Here is a 17,779-nt window from a genome sequence, read left to right as displayed (position 1 = left end):
GGCAGTTCGCTACCGGACTACCCCTTCGTCGCCGGCTTCAGCCGCTTGGCGCTCAGCCCGACCGCCTCCAGCTCCAGCTCGGCCAGCCTCGCGACCACGTCCGCGTCGCCGTCGCGCCAGGCCCTGACCGGGTCGTCGCTGATCCTGACCAGCTTGTGCAGCGGCTGGGTCGCCATCGCCCGCAGCGCCACCAGATCGGCCGCGGTGCCGGCCTCCAGGAACCGCTGGGTCGAGGTCGCGTTGCGGATGAACCGCCACCGCAGCGGCACGTAGACCATCAGCCACATCAGCACCGGGACGACAACGACCCCGACGGCCAGCCAGATCGCGATGGTGGAGACGGCCTCTACCTGCGCCTCCCCCGCCGCGCGGAGCTGGTCGGCGGCCTTCGCGGCCCCCTCGAACGGGACCGCGATGCCGTCCTTGACCAGCGGAAGGTCATCGACCTTTCCGGCCGCCTCGAGCAGCTTCGCGGAGAGGGAGGTGCCGGCGTCGTCCATCTTCTCGCCGGGAACGGCGAGCGCCGAGACCATCTCGTGGACGAACCTGCCGACGAGAACCCATCCGGCGATCCACGCCACCGTCAGCAGGTCGGCGAACAGCTGGAAGGCGAGACGCGGGGGCCTGTCGGCGTACAACTTCATGCCGCTGATCTTGGCGGTTCCGCGCCTACAGATCAGTCACGACACGGGTAGTTCGGATCAACGTCGGTAGAGCAGGTCGGTGATGACCCGATCCTTGGCCAGTCCCTTGCGCTCGAACTTCGTCACCGGGCGCTCGTCCCAACGCTCGACGACGCCACCACTCAGCAGTGGCTCGGCGTCGAGGACCTCGACCATCTGCTCGGCGTACTCGACCCAGTCGGTCGCCAGCCGCCAGGTCCCGCCGGGCGCGAGCCGCTCCGCGATCATCCGCGCGTTCGCGGGCGTCACCAGGCGCCGCTTGTGGTGGCGGGTCTTGTGCCAGGGGTCGGGGAAGAACGTCCAGATCTCGCTGACCGACCCCGGGGCGACGATGTTCTCGAGCGTCCAGAGCGCGTCGACGCTGCAGAACCGCACGTTCGTCGCGCCCGCGGCACCCACGCGGGCGAGGCTCTCCGCGACGCCGGGCCGCCACACCTCCAGCGCGAGGATGTCGGCCTCGGGACGGTTGGCCGCCAACACCGCGGTCGCCTCTCCCACGCCGCCGCCGATGTCCACGATCAGGGGCGCCTTGCGACCGAACCAGGTCTCCAACGAGAACCCTGGCTCGTCCACCGCCTCGTCCGGGATCACCCACTCAGCGGCGTACGCGTCCCAGGCCTTCTGCTGCTTGGCGTCCAGGCGGCTGCCTCGGCGGGTGTAGGTGAGGACCTCTCTTACTGTGCGGCCGTCATCTAGGAGCTTTTGGTGGGGTCTTGCGGGGCGGACTGGGTGGTTTGGGTCTGTCATCCTTCTTGCCTTGGTCTTGTGGCGCGCCGACGCGGCGCAATCCGGTCCTCGCTTCGCTCCGGTCCGTTTGCGCCGAGTCAGCGCTTTCCCAAGCAGCAAGGAGCATCTGATCCAACGCGAAAGGCCCCCTTCGCCTTGCGGCTCCGGGGACCTTCCACGTTGGATCAGACGATCACTTGGTGATCTTCGTGACGCGACCCGCGCCGACGGTGCGACCGCCCTCACGGATAGCGAACTTCAGACCCTCGTCCATCGCGATGGGCTGGATGAGCTCGACCGACATCTCGGTGTTGTCACCCGGCATGACCATCTCGGTGCCCTCGGGGAGGGTCACAACGCCGGTCACGTCCGTGGTCCGGAAGTAGAACTGCGGACGGTAGTTGTTGAAGAACGGGGTGTGACGGCCACCCTCCTCCTTCGAGAGGATGTAGACAGAGCCCTCGAAGTTGGTGTGGGGGGTCGTGGTGCCCGGCTTGATGACAACCATGCCGCGCTCGACGTCCTCGCGCTTGGTGCCACGGAGGAGCAGACCGACGTTCTCACCGGCCTGGCCCTCGTCGAGCAGCTTGCGGAACATCTCGACACCGGTGACGGTGGTCTTCTGCGAACCCTCGCGGATGCCGACGATCTCGACCTCCTCGCCGACCTTGACGATGCCGCGCTCGATACGACCGGTGATGACGGTGCCACGACCGGTGATCGTGAAGACGTCCTCGACGGGCATCAGGAACGGCTTCTCGGTCTCACGAGCCGGGGTCGGGATGTAGTCGTCGACGGCCTGCATGAGCTCGGCGACGGAGTCCATCCACTTCTCCTCGCCCTGCAGGGCGGGGTAGGCGGCAACGCGCACGACCGGGATGTCGTCACCCGGGAACTCGTACTCGCTGAGGAGCTCGCGCACCTCCATCTCGACGAGCTCGATGAGCTCCTCGTCGTCGACCATGTCGCACTTGTTGAGCGCGACGACGATCGAGGGCACGCCGACCTGGCGGGCCAGGAGCACGTGCTCCTTGGTCTGCGGCATCGGGCCGTCGGTGGCGGCGACCACGAGGATCGCGCCGTCCATCTGCGCGGCACCGGTGATCATGTTCTTGATGTAGTCCGCGTGACCCGGGCAGTCGACGTGAGCGTAGTGACGCGACTCGGTCTGGTACTCGATGTGCGCGATCGAGATCGTGATCCCGCGCTGGCGCTCCTCGGGGGCCTTGTCGATGTCCTCGAACGCGAACTCCGGGTTCAGGTCCGGGTACTTCGCGTGCAGCACCTTCGAGATCGCCGCGGTAAGGGTGGTCTTACCGTGGTCGATGTGACCGATGGTGCCGATGTTGACGTGCGGCTTCGTCCGCTCGAACTTCGCCTTAGCCACTGTGGGCTCCTCCTGGTGTGATTTTCTTACTGACTCGTACTGAAATGTGTTGCTGCCGAAGTCCCTCGACGGGCGACCCGAAGGTCACTCGCCACGGGCCTTCTTGATGATCTCGTCGGCGACGTTCGTGGGAACCTCGGCGTACGAGTCGAACTCCATCGAGTACGACGCCTGACCGCTGGTCTTGGACCGCAGGTCACCGACGTACCCGAACATCTCTGAGAGCGGGACGAGAGCCTGGACGACCATGTCGCCGTGGCGCTCCTCCTGCGAGGACACCTGGCCGCGGCGGGAGTTGATGTCGCCGATGACGGTGCCGAGGTAGGTGTCGGGGGTCGTCACCTCTACCGCGAACATCGGCTCCAGCAGAACGGCCTTCGCCATCCGCGCGGCCTCCTTGAAGGCCTGGTTTCCGGCGATCTTGAAGGCGAGCTCGGAGGAGTCGACGTCGTGGTAGGCGCCGTCCTCGAGCGAGACCTTCACATCGACCATGGGGAAGCCGGCGAGGATGCCGAACTCCATGGCGTCCTGAGCACCCTGGTCGACCGAAGGGATGTACTCCTTCGGCACGCGACCACCGGTGACGTTGTTGGCGAACTCGTAGCCCGCACCGAGGCCGGTCTCCTCGTCGATGTTGGGCTCGACGGAGATGACGACCTTCGCGAACTGACCCGAACCACCGGTCTGCTTCTTGTGGGTGTAGCTGTGGTTCTGGACCTTCTTGCGAAGCGTCTCGCGGTAGGCGACCTGCGGCTTGCCGACGGTGGCCTCGACCTTGAACTCGCGCTTCATCCGGTCGACGAAGACCTCCAGGTGGAGCTCGCCCATACCGGCGATGATCGTCTGGCCGGTCTGCTCGTCGGACTTGACCGTGAAGGTCGGGTCCTCCTCGGTGAGCCGCTGGATCGCGGTGCCGAGCTTCTGCTGGTCGCTCTTGGTCTTCGGCTCGATGGCGACCTCGATCACCGGGGCCGGGAAGCTCATCGACTCGAGCACGACCGGGTGGGTCGGGTCGCAGAGGGTGTGGCCCGTCTTCGAGTCCTTCAGACCCATGACCGCGACGATCTGGCCGGCGCCCACCGAGTTGATCTCCTCACGCTTGTTCGCGTGCATCTGGTAGATCTTGCCGATGCGCTCCTTGCGGCCGTTGATCGGGTTGACCACGGTCGCACCCGCCTCGACCTTGCCGGAGTAGACGCGCAGGTAGAACAGCTTGCCCAGGTGCGGGTCGGAGGCGATCTTGAAGACCAGGCCGGAGAACGGCTCGTCGTCGGAAGGCTTCCGGGAGACCTCGATCTCCTCGTCCTTGACGTCGTGGCCGATGATCGACTCGACGTCGAGCGGCGAGGGCAGGTAGTCGACGACCGCGTCGAGCAGGGGCTGGACGCCCTTGTTCTTGAACGCGGTGCCGGTGAGGATCGGGTTGAGCTTGTCGGCCAGGGTCGCGCGACGGATGGCGGCCTTCAGGGTGGGCACGTCGAAGACGTCGCCCTCCTCGAGGTAGACCTCCATGATGTCGTCGTCGGCCTCGGCGAGGGTCTCGACCAGCTTCTCGCGGTACTCCGCAGCCTTGTCGGCGAGGTCGGCCGGGATCTCCTCGATCACGTAGTCCTCGCCCATCTCGGTCTCGCCGCGCCAGACCTTGGCGTGCATCTCGACCAGGTCGACGACGCCGATGAAGTCGGACTCGGCACCGATCGGCAGCTGCAGCACCAGCGGGGTGGCGTGCAGCTTGTCGACGATGGAGTCGACGACCATGTAGAAGTCGGCACCGGTGCGGTCGAGCTTGTTGACGAAGCACATCCGTGGGACGGCGTACTTGTTCGCCTGACGCCACACGGTCTGCGACTGCGGCTCGACACCGGCGACACCGTCGAAGACGGCGACGGCGCCGTCGAGGACGCGCAGCGAGCGCTCGACCTCAACGGTGAAGTCGACGTGCCCGGGGGTGTCGATGATGTTGATCTGGTGGTCCTTCCACCAGCAGGTCGTCGCGGCGGACGTGATCGTGATGCCGCGCTCCTGCTCCTGCTCCATCCAGTCCATCGTGGCAGCGCCGTCGTGGACCTCACCGATCTTGTAGGAGATACCGGTGTAGAACAGGATGCGCTCGGTGGTGGTGGTCTTACCGGCATCGATGTGCGCCATGATGCCGATGTTGCGGACCACATTGAGGTCCGTGGTGATGTCGACGGCCACTGTCTTCAGCGTTCCTTAAAGAGATTGTCTTCGGTCTGGATGGGCGGGGTGCCCACATTGTGCGGCAGGCACCCCGCCGTACGTCACCAGCGGTAGTGCGCGAAGGCCTTGTTGGACTCGGCCATCTTGTGGGTGTCCTCACGCTTCTTCACAGCGGCACCGAGGCCGTTGCTCGCGTCGAGGATCTCGTTCATGAGGCGCTCGGCCATCGTCTTCTCACGACGGTCCTGGGCGTAACCGACGAGCCAGCGCAGCGCGAGCGTGGTGCCACGCGTGCCCTTGACCTCGATCGGAACCTGGTAGGTCGCGCCACCGACACGGCGGGACTTGACCTCGATGGCCGGCTTCACGTTGTCCATGGCGCGCTTGAGCGTGACCACGGGGTCGGTGCCGGTCTTCTCACGGCAACCCTCGAGCGCGGAGTAGACGATGCGCTGCGCAACCTGCTTCTTGCCGTCCTGGAGGACCTTGCTGACGAGCTGGGTTACGAGCTGCGAGCCGTAGACGGGGTCGACGACGAGCGCACGCTTGGGAGCGGGACCCTTACGAGGCATGTCACTTCTCCTTCTTCGCGCCGTAGCGCGAACGGGCCTGCTTGCGGTTCTTGACACCCTGGGTGTCGAGCGTGCCGCGGATGATCTTGTAACGCACACCGGGGAGGTCCTTCACACGACCGCCGCGGACGAGCACGATGGAGTGCTCCTGAAGGTTGTGACCCACACCCGGGATGTAAGCGGTGACCTCGACGCCGGAGGAGAGGCGCACACGGGCGACCTTCCGGAGGGCGGAGTTCGGCTTCTTCGGGGTGGTGGTGTAGACGCGCGTGCAGACGCCACGGCGCTGCGGCGATCCCTTGAGGGCAGGCGTCTTCGACTTCGTCGCCTTGTCCTCGCGGCCCTTACGGACCAGCTGGTTGATGGTGGGCACCTCGGTGGTTCCCCTTCTTTTCTGCTCTCACTACGCGGCGCTCTGCCGCGAAGGATCCAATGTTTGTGCGTCCAGGTGGTGCGATACCAACTGGTCCCGCCTCGCCCCCGAGGTCGGGCGTGTCGCCCTTACCTCAACAGCACGAAGACGGATCTTTCGAACCGAATTCCCACTTGAGGGCGCCGAACCCGGGTCCGAGACCCATTTCTCGAACTTGTTCCGAGCACGCGCGACGGCCTGGTTGTCCCAGACACGCTTCAGAGGCTACCCGGCGGCTTGAGAGGGGGTCAAAACGGCCCGGATACCACCTCTGAGTGCGGCGAGGAGCAGCACCCCCGCAAGCGTACCCAACAGCACCATGGCGCCACTGGCGTACAGGGTCGTGCGGGCACCGAAGTGCTCGCCGACGAAGCCGATGAGCGGGGCACCCAGCGGGGTGCCGCCCATCAGGACGGTCATGTAGATCGCCATCACCCGGCCGCGGAACTCCGGGGCCGCCTCGGTCTGCATGGTGGCGTTGCAGGCGTTGAGGGTCGTGATCGTGAAGAAGCCGAGCACCGGCGAGACCAGGGCGAAGAGGGCGTACGTCGGCATCATCCCGGACACGATGACGGTGAGGCCGAACCCGGTCGCCGCCAGCACGATCAGCTTGAGCGGGATCCGGGTGCGGCGGGCGCCGAGCAGGGCGCCGGAGAGCGAGCCGATGGCCAGGACAGTGCCGAGCAGTCCGTACTCGCTGGCGCCCTTGCCGAACTCCTCGGTCGCCATCAGTGCCGAGGTGATCGGGAAGTTCGCCCCGAAGGTACCGACGAAGAAGATGATCACGAGGACCATCAGCATCTTGGGCTGTGTGCGGATGTAGCCGATGCCCTCGCGCAGCATTCCGCTCCGCCGGGCGACGGGGTCGGGCGAGTGCAGCTCGGCGGTGTTCATCCGCTGCAGCTGGCCGATCACGGCGAGGTAGGAGACGGCGTTGACGAGGATCACCCAGCCGGTCGCCTCGGGGCCGCTCCCCAGCGAGCCGATGAGCAGCCCGGCCAGCGCCGGCCCGATCAGACGGGCGAGGTTGAACGAGGCCGAGTTCAGGCCGACGGCGTTGGTGAGGTCGTCGGGGTGGACCATCTCCGAGACGAACGACTGCCTGCCCGGACCGTCGAAGGCGGCACCGGTGCCGAAGAGGAACGCGATCACGTAGACCATCCACACCTCGGCGTGCCCGCTCACCGCCAGCACACCGAGAAGCAGCGACATCAGCGCCATCCAGCCCTGGGCGACCTGCAGCAGGCGGCGCTTCGGGAAGCGGTCGGCGATGACCCCGGCGTAGGGGCTGAGCAGAAGGATGGGCAGGAACTGCAGGCCGGTGGTGATACCGAGTGCCGCTCCCCCGCCACCAAGACTCAGGACCAACCAGTCCTGGGCGATGCGTTGCATCCAGGTGCCGACATTGGAGACGACACTGCCGGCTAGGTAGAGGCGGTAGTTGTGGCTGCGCAGGGAACGGAACGTGGGACTCAACTGGTGGCTATTCTCTCCATGATCGAAGCGGCTGTGCGGAGGGCGGCGAGCTCGTCCGCATCGAGGTCGACGAGCTGCTGGGCGAGCCAGGCATCCCGGCTGAGCCGGTCCTTGCGTACGGTCCGGCGGCCCTCGTCGGTGATCGAGACGAGCACCTGGCGGCGGTCGGTCTCGCCCTGGCGGCGGACGACGTAGCCGCCCTCCTCGAGGAAGTTGACCATCCTGGTCATGCTCGGCGGCTGCACGCGCTCGCGCGCGGCGAGGGCGCCGAGAGTCATCTCGTCGTTGGCGTACAGCGCCCCGAGCACCGCCATCGACCCCAGCGAGAGGTCGTTGTCGGGGTGGCGCTCGTTGGCCAGGCGGCGGCGCATCCGCATGACAGAGGTGCGCAGTACCGACGCGACCTCGGGGATGTCGGAGGCCGCGTCGGGCGCGGAAGCGGGATGTGCGGTAGGCATGTCGGTAAGCATAACTGCTTACCGGAGCTAACTATTCCGGAAAGAGACGGCGCCCTGGTGAGGGCGCCGTCACAGAGTCAGGACATCGCGGCGAGCATCAGGATGTCGTCGCGGCTGTAGGTGCGGCCGGGGTGAGCCTCCGCGAGGTGCTCCTGCACCTTCTCGACCAGCTCGTCGTCGGTCTCCGTACGGAAGTTGGTGCCACAGGGGCAGCGGAGCGAAGCCATCAGGGACCTCCAAAGTCGTCAGCGTTCCTCACCACCCTACCGGCTGGTGGCGACCCATAGGATGAGGTCCCATGAGCGACCAGTACCGCGACGACGACTATTCCGGCACCTACCCGGAGCAGCAGTACGACGGGTACGACGGCGACTACTACGCCGAGGCTCAGTCCGACGACGGGCATGGCTACCCCCAGGACTACGGCTACGACGAGCCGCCTGTCGAGGAGCCGGCCCTGGCCGTCCCGGAGCCGAAGATCGAGCTCGTCGACCAGGACGGCATCCGCGCCTTCGAGCTCGCCACCCTCGGCTGGCTGGTCGGGTTCGTGGCCCTGCTCCCCTTCTGGGGCCTGCTCAACGACCGCGGCTGGACCTGGTGGATCTGGACCTGCCTGGCCGCCTTCGGCATCGGTGCGATCGGCATCGAGCTGACCCGCCGCCGCAAGGCCCGCCGGCTACGCGCCGAGGGCCTCGCCTGAGGGGTGCTCGACTAGAGGGCCTCGAAGTCGACGCTGATCGTGTCGAAGACCGGGTCCGGCAACGGCTGCGGCTCGTGCTTCTTCGCCAGCCGCACCTCCGAGTGCGCACCGCACCCGTGGTTGAGGCTGACCACCTTGCCGTCGTCGTTGGCGTCGCCGTTGGCGCAGACACCGAAGCTCGTGGCCAGGTGACCGGTCAGCCGGACCAGGAAGCCGCAGCTGTGGCACTGGTCGGGGGCTGCCTGCGCGAGCGGCGCGTCGGGGCCGCCGTCACCGGCGTACCACCGCTCGGCGGCGGCGTCGAAGCCGGAGGTGGACAGGGTCCGGACACGGCCGAGGCCGAGGTCCTTGGCGACCTCACGCACCTGAGCCTTCTCGTCGGCGTCGAGCGGGTCGTCGCCGAAGGCGTACGTCGGGACCAGGCGCGCGTCGTCGTCATCGACCGGGAGCAGATCACCGGGCGAGAGGTCGCCCGGCTTGATCCGTTCGCGGTAGGGCACCCAGGCCGGCGCGACGATGGCGGCGTCACCGGGGACGAGGACGACCTCGTTGACGGTGAGCTCGGTCTTGTCGCCGAGGACGGGGACGTAGACGACCGTGACCGACCAGTGCCAGCCGACGTAGCCCTTGCGGCTGCAGGCGAACAGGTGGGTCACGACGCCCGGGCCAGCACCCTTCTCGACCACATGGCCGAGATGTTCTCCGACGTCACCGGCTGGCACGTCGGACAGGAGCGCGGCGCGGGCCTCGTCGACGGCAGCGACGGCCGTCGCATCGGCGTACGGGGTCGTGATCACGGACCACATCTTCACCCACATGCGCCTCAGGTGCCACTTCGGGGTCACCTTGCGCCACCACAACCTGAACTTCCGCACAACGCGTGATCCTCCCAGACGTACGCCTCTACTGCACAGTCACGGCACCCCTTGAAACGCCAACACCCGCCGGAGCGGGGCTGCGGCGGGTGTTGGGGACGCTTGGCTACTGAAGAGCGCGCGTGGAGACCATGGAGAGGACGTACTCGACGAGCGAGATCAGCGTCGCCTTGGTCGACTGGCGGTCGCGAGCGTCACAGGTGACGATCGGGATGTCCGGACGCAGAGCCAGGGCCTCGCGGATCTGCTCCGGCTTGTAGGCCTGGTTGGCGCCGAAGACGTTGTGGGCCACGACGAACGGTACGTTGCGGGACTCGAAGTAGTCGATCGCGCCGAAGGAGTCGGCGAGGCGACGGGTGTCGATGAGCACCACAGCGCCGATGGCGCCCTGGGTCAGGTCGTCCCACATGAACCAGAACCGGTTCTGACCGGGCGTGCCGAAGAGGTAGAGGATCAGGTCGGAGTCGAGGGAGACTCGACCGAAGTCCATCGCGACCGTGGTCGTCTTCTTGTTGGGCACGGCGGAGAGGTCGTCGACGCCGGCGGTCGCCTGCGTCATCACGGCCTCGGTCGTCAGGGGGACGATCTCCGAGACGGAGCCCACGAAGGTCGTCTTACCCACGCCGAACCCGCCGGCGATGACGATCTTCGCAGACATCGTCGCCTGCTTGGAGTCGGTGGTCACTGCATTACTCCTGTCAAAGCTTCCTCAGGCCGGACAGCACGCGCTCGAGGAGAGCGGTGTCCGGGGCGTCCGGGACCTTGCTGGCGTGCACCTGCACCACGCCGCGCTCCGCAAGGTCACCGATCAGGACTCGGGCGACACCCAGGGGCACCCGGATGAGAGCCGCAACCTCAGCGACGGAACGGCTCTCGCGGCAGAGCTCCGCGATCGTCCGCTCCTCCGGCGACCGGACGTAGCCGTCGATCACGTAGCGGTCGGTGATCACCAGGGCTTCCATCGGGAAGACGCGCTTGGGTTGCGTGCGGCCACGGGTCAGGGCATACGGCCTGACCAGCGGCGGCGGTTCGGATGCGTGGTTGCTCACGATCTCGGTCCTAAGGTCGGGCGCGGTCAGGCGCCAGTTCTGGTATCGGGGGTGAGGGCGGTGGCAACACGCGAGATCAACAGCTGCATCTGGTAGCCAACCTGTCCCAGATCGCAGTCGGGGGCGGCGAGGGCAGCAAGGCTGGAACCCTCACCAACCGCCATGAGGACCAGATAGCCACCGTCCATCTCGATGACCATCTGCTGGACATTACCCGCCGCGAAGCACCGAGCTGCTCCCTGGGTAAGACTGGTGAGACCGGAGGCGATCGCCGAGAGCTGGTCGGCCCGGTCCGGGGGGGAAGTCGACGGAGCTGGCCATCGGCATGCCATCAGCCGACACCAGGATCGCGTGAGCGATGTCAGGGGTGCGCTGGGTCAGGCTGTCGACAAGCCAGTCCAGTCCTGCGGGGGCCGTTGTCACTGCTGCTCCTCACCTTCGGGGTTGCTATCCGCATCAGCGGGGTTGTTGCGGGCGCGGCTGACGCCCTTCTGGAAGCTGGACATGCCACGGGTGCGGCGCGCGTCCATGTTACGCGGACCTGATGACGGTGGTGTGACCGCAGGTGCCGCGCCTGGGATCAGGTTCTGACCCGGGACACGGACGGGGAGGCCACCCTGGGTGATCGTCGCCGGCTCCTGCTCCTGCAGGTGCTCCAGCTCCTGGGCACGGCGCCAGCCCTCGTCGCCCGGCGAGGACCAGCTCATCGGCGTGGTCGGCTCGTCTTCCTGAGCGACCGCCGGCTCGTCGACCGGGTCGCTCGCGGGGGCGGCCGCCGGACGGGGCTCGTCGAAGCTGGGTCCCGGGCCGGCCTTGGCGGCAGGGGCGATCGGGTCGCTGAGCGGGTCGCCCTTGGACTCCATCGCCCGGCGCGCACCGAGCGGGCGACGACGGGTGAACCACTCCGACTGCAGGTCGTCGAAGATCGAGCTGCCCTCGTCGTCGAGGATCGGCACCTCGGTGGTCGAGTCGAGCGGGTTCGGCGAGTTGGTCGGCTCCGGAGCCATCGGGCCCATCGGGCTCGGCGCGATCGCGTCACCGGCAGGACCGAACGGGTCGTCGTCGGGACCGAAGCCCGGCGGCGGCGTACGCGGCACGGTGCGCTCGTTGGGGCGCTCGAAGGTGCGGAACGCGCCGGTGTCGGTGCCGAACGGGCTGCCGCCCTGGATACCCGGGTCGCGACGCGGCAGCTCGCCGGTCTCGGTGCTCGGGTCGAAACGACCGTCGGGGAAGCGCGCGGCCAGGTCCTCGGCCTTGCGAACCGGCAGCATGTTGGAGAGGAAGTTCTGCTGCTGGCCGCTGGGGCTCTGCTGCGGGGCCGGCGGCTGGTTGGCGCCGAACGGGTCGCCGCCGAACGGGTCTCCCCCGTACTGCGGCTGGCCACCGCTGAACTGCTGCGGCTGCGCCGGGAAGCTGCCCGTACGCGCGCCCGGACCCTCGAAGCCCGGATCGCCCGGCATCGGCGGGACACCGCCGAACGAGGGCTGCTGGCCCGTCTGCGGCCCGCTCTGACCGAAGCCGTTGTGCTGGCCGGAGAGACCGTTGGCAGGCTGCTGCGAGAAGGCCGACGCACCGCCACCGGAGAGGTTGGGGTGGTTGGACGCACCAGGCGTACGGCTCGGCAGGGCCGGGGGCGCTGCGGCGGAGGCCGCGGGCGCCTCGGGCGCCGGAAGAGCACCGACCGGCACGTCGTAGGGGTTGGCACCGGCGTACGGCTGGGCGTCGTAGGCGGGCATCCCGTACTGCATCTCGTAAGGGAGCTCGCCGGTGGTCGGGTAGGCGCCGGTCTGCTGGCCGTAGCCGCCCTGCTGGAAGGCGTAGGCGTCGAAGCCCTGCTGCTGGCCGGACGGAGCCTCCGCGTGAGCGCCGACGATCGTGGTGACCGGCATCTCGACACGCGCGACCACACCGCGGGGGCGGTTGGGAACGAGCTCGATGTAGAGACCGTGACGCGCCGCCAGGCGCGCGACCACGACCAGACCCATCATCCGGGCGACGTCGGCGTCGAGGCCGGTCGCACGGCGCAGCTTCATGTTGGCCGCGTCGAGCTCCTCCGGCGTCATGCCGATACCGAGGTCCTCGATCTCGACCAGCAGCGGCGCGGCGGGGCCGGCGCGGAAGGTGCGGATCGTGACCGCGGTGTCGGGCGGGGAGAAGTTGGTGGCGTTCTCGATCAGCTCCGCGAGCAGGTGCACGAGGTCACCCGCGATCGCGCCCTCGAACTCGGCGTTCTCGTCGGAGTCGATGTCGACCCGGGCGAACTGCTCGATCTCGGAGGCGGCGGCACGGAGCACGTCGAGGACCGGGACCGGACCACGAGCCGCGTGGCCGATCTCGCCGCCGGCGAGGACCAGGAGGGACTCGTCGTTGCGGCGCATTCGGGTGGCGAGGTGGTCGAGGCGGAACAGGTTCGCGAGGTCGTCGGGGTCCTGCTCGTTGGCCTCGAGCTGGTCGATGAGCTGGAGCTGACGCTCGACGAGGCTCTGCGAACGACGGGAGAGGTTCATGAACATCTTGTCGACGTTCGTTCGCAGCTCGGCCTGCTCGCCCGCCAGCCGGATCGCCTCGACGTGGACCGCGTCGAACGCGTCCGCGACGTCACCGATCTCGTCTCGACGCGCGATGTCCAGAGGCTCCACATGGGTATCCACCGGGCCTTCGGCCTGGTTCATGTACGCGACTCGCTCGGGCAGGTCGTGGTTGGCCAGGTTGTAGGCCAGACGACGCAGCTGGCTCAGCGGCGACAGGATCGAACGGGCCGCGACCAGGCCGACGGCGAGGGCGAAGATCAGAACACCGAGAACGAGGAGACCGATGACGATGGCCTCGCGGGTCGCGTCGCTCTTGATCTGCTCGACGTCGTCGCTGATCTCCTGAGCGGTCTGGACGATCATCTTCTGCAGACCACGGATGAACTCCGTGCTGGCCTGGGTGTACTGGTCCGGGGTCATCTTGACCCGGTCCATGCTGCCGCTGGAGATCACCTGGTTGACGACCTTGTGGGCGGGCGCCCCGACCGAACCCTGGTCGGTGGTGCCGTTGGTCAGCTCGTCGAGCTGCCCGCGGATCTCGTCGGACGTCTTCGCGTAGTAGTCCGCGGTGGACAGACGCCACTTCGCCTCGGCGCGGGCGAGCTCGGCGAACTCCTCGTCGCTGAGGACGTCCGGGTTGGTCGCCCCCTGCGACTCCTTGATCGCCTTCGTGCTCAGCGCCTTCATCATGATCATGCGCTCGACACCCATGGCTTCGGACGCCGGACGCACGTTGCTGATCGCGGAGATCTTGGAGAAGACCTCGTCGTTCTCGAGGGTCGGCATCTGCGCCGAGATGCCGAAGAGGTTGTTCATCACGGTCGTGTAGGCCAGCTGGGCCTCGACCTGGGTGTCCTTCTCCTGGATCTGCGAACGCAGGTCGTCGATGCCGTTCAGCGCCTGCTGGATCTCGACGATGCTGTTCTCGAGGTCCTTGTCGTCGCCGGCGTCGATCTCCTTCGCCTTGGCGCTCCAAGCCTCGATCGACTCGTCGGTCTTCTGCTGGAGCGGCCGCATGACGACCTCGGGAACGCCCGCGAGCGCACCGTCACGCTCGAACAGGATGTTGATCGCGAGTTGGTAGGTGTCAGGCAGTGCCTGGGCGACAGTCTCGGCCTGGCGTGCTTCCGCCTGGGCTGAGAGGGCGCTCGAAATGCTCAACCCGCCGAACACCATCGCCGCGATGGTCGGGATGAGCAGCACGAAGATGAGGCGCGCTCGAATTCCCTGCCAGGGCTTACGTTCCGGACGGTGGGTTGTGCTTGCGTATGGCTCGGCCATTACTCCCTCTCGTGGCCATGTCACATCATTCCCGAGAGGTGTGCACCCTCTGTGGCGCACACCCCAGTCCCCCGCCGCGAAGTCTGCTGGCACCCGGGCGTACCTGTCTGCAGTCTTTGGCGACGTAAACTTACGTCATAACTGGTCTCGATTACCAATGGTGTACGAAATCATTTGCAAATCTATGGAGGGGTAGGCGGAGTATAGGCCCCACCTGCCCGAGGGACGAGACGGCGACCCGTCCGTGGATGCCGTCGATGCCGGAGCGGGGAATACCTCACGCGTCCCTGGGCGCTGAGGACTAGGCTCTCCCGCGTCGGCCGTCACAGTCGCCGGGCGACGTACGTTTGAAGCGCTGATGCGCGAGGAAGGGGCAAGCTGCCGTGCCTACTGGCAAGGTCAAGTGGTTCGACGCCACCAAGGGCTTCGGGTTTCTGTCGCAGGACGACGGTCCGGACGTGTACGTCCACGCCGACGCGCTCCCCGAGGGCGCTGCCAAGACCTTGAAGGCCGGCACCCGGGTGGAGTTCGGCATCGCCCAGGGGCGCCGCGGTGAGCAGGCACTGTCGGTGACCGTGCTCGAGCGCTCCCCGTCCGTCTCCGGACGCCAGCGGGCCGCCAAGCGCCGCAAGCCCGAGGAGATGGAGCTGATCGTCGAGAACGTCATCAAGCTCCTCGACGACATCCGCGACGGCTACGCCCAGGGCCGCCCGCCCACGCGCGAGCTGGCCAAGAAGGTCTCCCCCGCGCTGCGCCAGATCGCCGACGAGTTCGAGCTCTAGATCCAGCTCAGGTCGGGGATCAGGGTCTGCACGCCTACCACCAGGCCGGCGACGTTCACCGCCAGCAGGACCAGGATCCAGAGCACCGACGGGATGCCGGTCAGACCGGCGAGCTGATCGGGATCGGAGCCGCGGCGACCTCGTTCGCCGCGGCCGAGGAGCTCCAGGAGCGGCCTCGGTGAGGCGAGCAGGAGCAGCCAGGTGACCAGCGTGGCGACGATCGTCTGAATGCGGCCGTCGGCGTACCAGCTGATCGCACCCAGCGCTGCGCCGAGCACCAGCACGACGACGAGGCCGTAGCCGTTGCGTACCCACACCAGCAGCACGAGCATCGCCGCCACCAGGAGCCACAGCAGTCCCAGGGCATGACCCGCGGCGAGCATGGTCGCGCTGAACAGGCCGAGGAGCGCCGGGGCGAGGTAGCCGGCGGCGAGCATCGCCACCATCCCCGGACCGGACGGCTTGCCGCGCGAGAGGGTCACGCCCGAGGTGTCGGAGTGGAGCTTGATCCCGGCCAGGCGCCTTCCCACCAGGACCGCCACGACCGCGTGCCCGGCCTCGTGGACGACGGTGACGCCGAGGCGTACGGTGCGCCAGGTGCCACGCCACACGACCAGCACCAGGGCGACGAGCCCGGCGCCGATCAGCCAGGGTGCCTCGGGAACGGTCTGGGTCGCGGTGATCGTGTCCCAGAACTCCCTCACGCCGTTGCCTCCGTAGCGCAAGCGCCAGAGTACGAAGGCAACGACGTGTTGTACTCGTGGTTCACTCGCTGACGCTCGCTCACTTCGCCGCCTTCTGGTTCATCGATCCGGAGCGGAAGCCCCGTGGGTCGATCTCCGCGGCGGGGAATCCTGCTTCTGTCACGGTCCTGAGCACCTCGTCGGCGTGATGGGGGTCGAGAGGCAGGAGGGTAGCGGACAGCTCCACCGTCGCCTTCTCCCCGTAGTCACGCACGCGCAGGTCCACCCTGGCAGCGTCGTGGCCGCGGGCGGCCAGGACGCGGCGTACGCCCTGCTCTGCTCTCTCGACGCGCGCGAGGCGCCTCGGGGTGACCTCGAGGCCGTAGGCGATCCGGCTGGAGAGGCAGGCGGCGGCCGGCTTGTCCCAGGTCGGCAGCCCCCAGCGGCGCGAGGCCTCGCGGATCTGCGCCTTGGTCAGCCCGGCGTCCTTGAGCGGCGTGATCGCGCCGCGCTCGGCGGCCGCGCGGATACCGGGCCGCAGACCGTTGAGTCCCTCGATCCCGTCGTCGGCGTTGGTGCCGGTGGCCACGTGGGCCAGGCCCTGCTCACGGGCCAGCGGCACGAGGGTGTCGAGCAGCTCCGCCTTGCAGAAGAAGCACCGGTCGGTGCCGTTGGCCCGGTAGCCCTCGCGCTCCATCTCGTGGGTCTGCGGGGTGATGAGACGTACGCCGAGGCTTCTGGCGAACTCGGCGGCCGGGTCCCTCTCCGCGATCGGGAGACTGTGCGAATAGCCGGTCGCAGCGGCGACGTCGTCGCTGCCCAGAGCTCTCGTCGCGGCCGCCAGGAGGAAGGCGCTGTCGGCGCCTCCGGAGAAGGCGACCAGCACGCTTCCCCGCGTCTTGAGATCCGCTTCGAGAGCGTTGAGCCGTTGGTCGAGGTCGGACACGCTCCGACCCTATCGGCGGGCTCCACGCGTGTTCGTGGATCGGCGCCGGTGAATTCTGGATAGCGTCCGGGCCCGACCCGTCCTCTGGATAGGGTCTCACCATGGGGGCAGAGCGGGAGGCGTCGGCAGGGTCAGGCCGACGGGAGCGGGGAGTTCTGGGATCGCTCGCCGAGATCGCGATCATCGCGGTGACGGCGATCCTGCTCGCCGTCCTCATCAAGACGTTCCTCGCCCAGGCGTTCTACATCCCCTCGGAGTCGATGGAGCCCGGTCTGGAGGTCAACGACCGCGTGCTGGTGGAGAAGCCGTCCTACTGGATGGGCGGTACGCCCGAGCGCGGCGACGTCGTCGTCTTCACCGATCCCGGCGGCTGGCTCTCCGCCAACCAGATCGCGCCTGCGCCGACCGGCCTCAGGGCCGTGCTCGCCAAGATCGGGCTCTACCCGACCGGCGACCACCTGGTGAAGCGGGTCATCGGAGTCGCGGGCGACACCGTGGAGTGCTGCGAGTCGGGTCGCGTCGTCGTCAACGGCACGCCCGTGGACGCGTCCTCCTTCATCGCTCCCACCGACACCTGTGACGGTCCGATGGCACAGGACAACGGCACGTACGTCCAGGGCGGCTGCCGGGGCTGGAAGGCCGTCGTCCCCGAGGGCCGGCTCTTCGTGATGGGTGACAACCGCGCCAACTCCGCCGACTCGTCCTTCCATCTGTGCAGCCCCGAACGTCAGAAGTCGGGCGACGAGGCCTGCTCGAACGCGTTCGTACCCGTCTCCGACGTCGTCGGCCGCGTCGCCGTCGTCTTCTGGCCCACCGACCGATTCGGCCTCGAGCGCCGCCCGGAGACCTTCGACTCCGTCGACTGAGTACGTCCGGCCGAGTCGGTCGTTGTGGCGGCCGAGAATGCAGTTGTGGGGGGGGGGGCGGGGGGGGGGGGGGCCCCCCCCCCCCCCACCACCCCCCCCCCCCCCCCCCACGGCGGGGGGGGGGGGGCGGCCCCCCCCACCCCACACCGGGGCGCGCGGCCCCAAAAGAGT

The 17,779-nt window shown here is 67.9% G+C and carries 18 protein-coding genes and 1 pseudogene; 3 read left to right on the top strand and 16 right to left on the bottom strand.

Annotated elements, in window-relative coordinates:
- Positions 1-17 precede the first annotated feature (17 nt).
- From ACIRON_RS15955 to ACIRON_RS15915, 9 genes are all read right to left on the bottom strand, one after another.
- Positions 18-644: a hypothetical protein gene (locus ACIRON_RS15955; protein ID WP_402993277.1), complete on the bottom strand. Its 627-nt coding sequence runs from the start codon at positions 642-644 to the stop codon at positions 18-20.
- 57 nt (positions 645-701) lie between these two features.
- Entirely contained in the window at positions 702-1,430 is a 729-nt protein-coding gene (gene trmB / locus ACIRON_RS15950; protein ID WP_402993275.1) for a tRNA (guanosine(46)-N7)-methyltransferase TrmB, read from the bottom strand.
- 172 nt (positions 1,431-1,602) lie between these two features.
- Complete coding sequence (tuf, locus tag ACIRON_RS15945; protein ID WP_091052360.1) at positions 1,603-2,796, bottom strand: elongation factor Tu; 1,194 nt, start codon at positions 2,794-2,796, stop codon at positions 1,603-1,605.
- Between the two features lie 84 nt (positions 2,797-2,880).
- Entirely contained in the window at positions 2,881-4,995 is a 2,115-nt protein-coding gene (fusA, locus tag ACIRON_RS15940; protein ID WP_091052359.1) for an elongation factor G, read from the bottom strand.
- Positions 4,996-5,078: 83 nt separating this feature from the next.
- Positions 5,079-5,549, bottom strand: a complete 471-nt coding sequence (gene rpsG / locus ACIRON_RS15935; RefSeq protein WP_091052357.1) for a 30S ribosomal protein S7 — start codon at positions 5,547-5,549, stop codon at positions 5,079-5,081.
- 1 nt (position 5,550) lies between these two features.
- Positions 5,551-5,922 (bottom strand): 30S ribosomal protein S12, encoded by a 372-nt coding sequence (gene rpsL, locus ACIRON_RS15930; RefSeq protein WP_091052356.1) that lies wholly within the window; start codon positions 5,920-5,922, stop codon positions 5,551-5,553.
- A gap of 264 nt (positions 5,923-6,186) precedes the next feature.
- Complete coding sequence (locus ACIRON_RS15925) at positions 6,187-7,437, bottom strand: MFS transporter (RefSeq protein WP_402993271.1); 1,251 nt, start codon at positions 7,435-7,437, stop codon at positions 6,187-6,189.
- On the bottom strand, positions 7,434-7,895 hold the full coding sequence (locus ACIRON_RS15920; RefSeq protein WP_402993269.1) for a MarR family winged helix-turn-helix transcriptional regulator: 462 nt from the start codon (positions 7,893-7,895) through the stop codon (positions 7,434-7,436). Before ACIRON_RS15920 ends, ACIRON_RS15925 begins: the two co-directional genes overlap by 4 nt.
- Before the next feature lie 77 nt (positions 7,896-7,972).
- Positions 7,973-8,122, bottom strand: coding sequence for a DUF1059 domain-containing protein (locus ACIRON_RS15915; RefSeq protein WP_091052351.1), 150 nt, complete (start codon positions 8,120-8,122; stop codon positions 7,973-7,975).
- Positions 8,123-8,193: 71 nt separating this feature from the next.
- On the opposite strand from ACIRON_RS15915, the gene ACIRON_RS15910 reads away from it, so the two are divergent.
- Positions 8,194-8,595, top strand: a complete 402-nt coding sequence (locus tag ACIRON_RS15910; RefSeq protein ID WP_402993267.1) for a DUF2530 domain-containing protein — start codon at positions 8,194-8,196, stop codon at positions 8,593-8,595.
- Between the two features lie 11 nt (positions 8,596-8,606).
- Here ACIRON_RS15910 and ACIRON_RS15905 read toward each other — a convergent pair whose 3' ends face one another.
- From ACIRON_RS15905 to ACIRON_RS15885, 5 genes and pseudogenes are all read right to left on the bottom strand, one after another.
- Positions 8,607-9,413: a DUF3027 domain-containing protein gene (locus ACIRON_RS15905; protein ID WP_402993754.1), complete on the bottom strand. Its 807-nt coding sequence runs from the start codon at positions 9,411-9,413 to the stop codon at positions 8,607-8,609.
- Positions 9,414-9,576: 163 nt separating this feature from the next.
- Positions 9,577-10,128, bottom strand: coding sequence for an ATP/GTP-binding protein (locus ACIRON_RS15900; protein WP_084101379.1), 552 nt, complete (start codon positions 10,126-10,128; stop codon positions 9,577-9,579).
- Positions 10,129-10,168: 40 nt separating this feature from the next.
- A complete protein-coding gene (locus ACIRON_RS15895) occupies positions 10,169-10,519 on the bottom strand; it encodes a DUF742 domain-containing protein (RefSeq protein WP_008360948.1) in 351 nt (116 codons plus the stop codon).
- A 26-nt stretch (positions 10,520-10,545) separates the two neighbouring features.
- Positions 10,546-10,942 (bottom strand): annotated as a pseudogene (locus ACIRON_RS15890) (roadblock/LC7 domain-containing protein).
- The gene (locus ACIRON_RS15885; RefSeq protein ID WP_402993265.1) at positions 10,939-14,253 is read right to left on the bottom strand and encodes a nitrate- and nitrite sensing domain-containing protein; all 3,315 of its coding nucleotides are present in this window, start codon (positions 14,251-14,253) and stop codon (positions 10,939-10,941) included. The pseudogene ACIRON_RS15890 and the gene ACIRON_RS15885 overlap by 4 nt, the downstream one beginning before the upstream one ends.
- Before the next feature lie 461 nt (positions 14,254-14,714).
- On the opposite strand from ACIRON_RS15885, the gene ACIRON_RS15880 reads away from it, so the two are divergent.
- Positions 14,715-15,113 (top strand): cold-shock protein, encoded by a 399-nt coding sequence (locus ACIRON_RS15880; protein ID WP_008360941.1) that lies wholly within the window; start codon positions 14,715-14,717, stop codon positions 15,111-15,113.
- On the opposite strand, the gene ACIRON_RS15875 is transcribed toward ACIRON_RS15880, so the two are convergent.
- On the bottom strand, positions 15,110-15,817 hold the full coding sequence (locus ACIRON_RS15875; protein WP_402993262.1) for a M50 family metallopeptidase: 708 nt from the start codon (positions 15,815-15,817) through the stop codon (positions 15,110-15,112). The two genes, ACIRON_RS15880 and ACIRON_RS15875, sit on opposite strands and share 4 nt — an antisense overlap.
- Positions 15,818-15,896: 79 nt before the next feature.
- Positions 15,897-16,742, bottom strand: coding sequence for an ATP-dependent sacrificial sulfur transferase LarE (larE, locus tag ACIRON_RS15870; protein ID WP_402993260.1), 846 nt, complete (start codon positions 16,740-16,742; stop codon positions 15,897-15,899).
- A gap of 101 nt (positions 16,743-16,843) precedes the next feature.
- Here larE and lepB point away from each other — a divergent pair, with 101 nt between their 5' ends.
- Entirely contained in the window at positions 16,844-17,608 is a 765-nt protein-coding gene (gene lepB / locus ACIRON_RS15865; RefSeq protein WP_402993258.1) for a signal peptidase I, read from the top strand.
- Positions 17,609-17,779 lie beyond the last annotated feature (171 nt).

Source organism: Nocardioides sp. NPDC101246 (genome assembly GCF_044767415.1).
Lineage (GTDB): Bacteria > Actinomycetota > Actinomycetes > Propionibacteriales > Nocardioidaceae > Nocardioides.
Note: the sequence above shows the minus strand (reverse complement) of the source record. Positions and strands in the feature narration are given on the sequence as shown.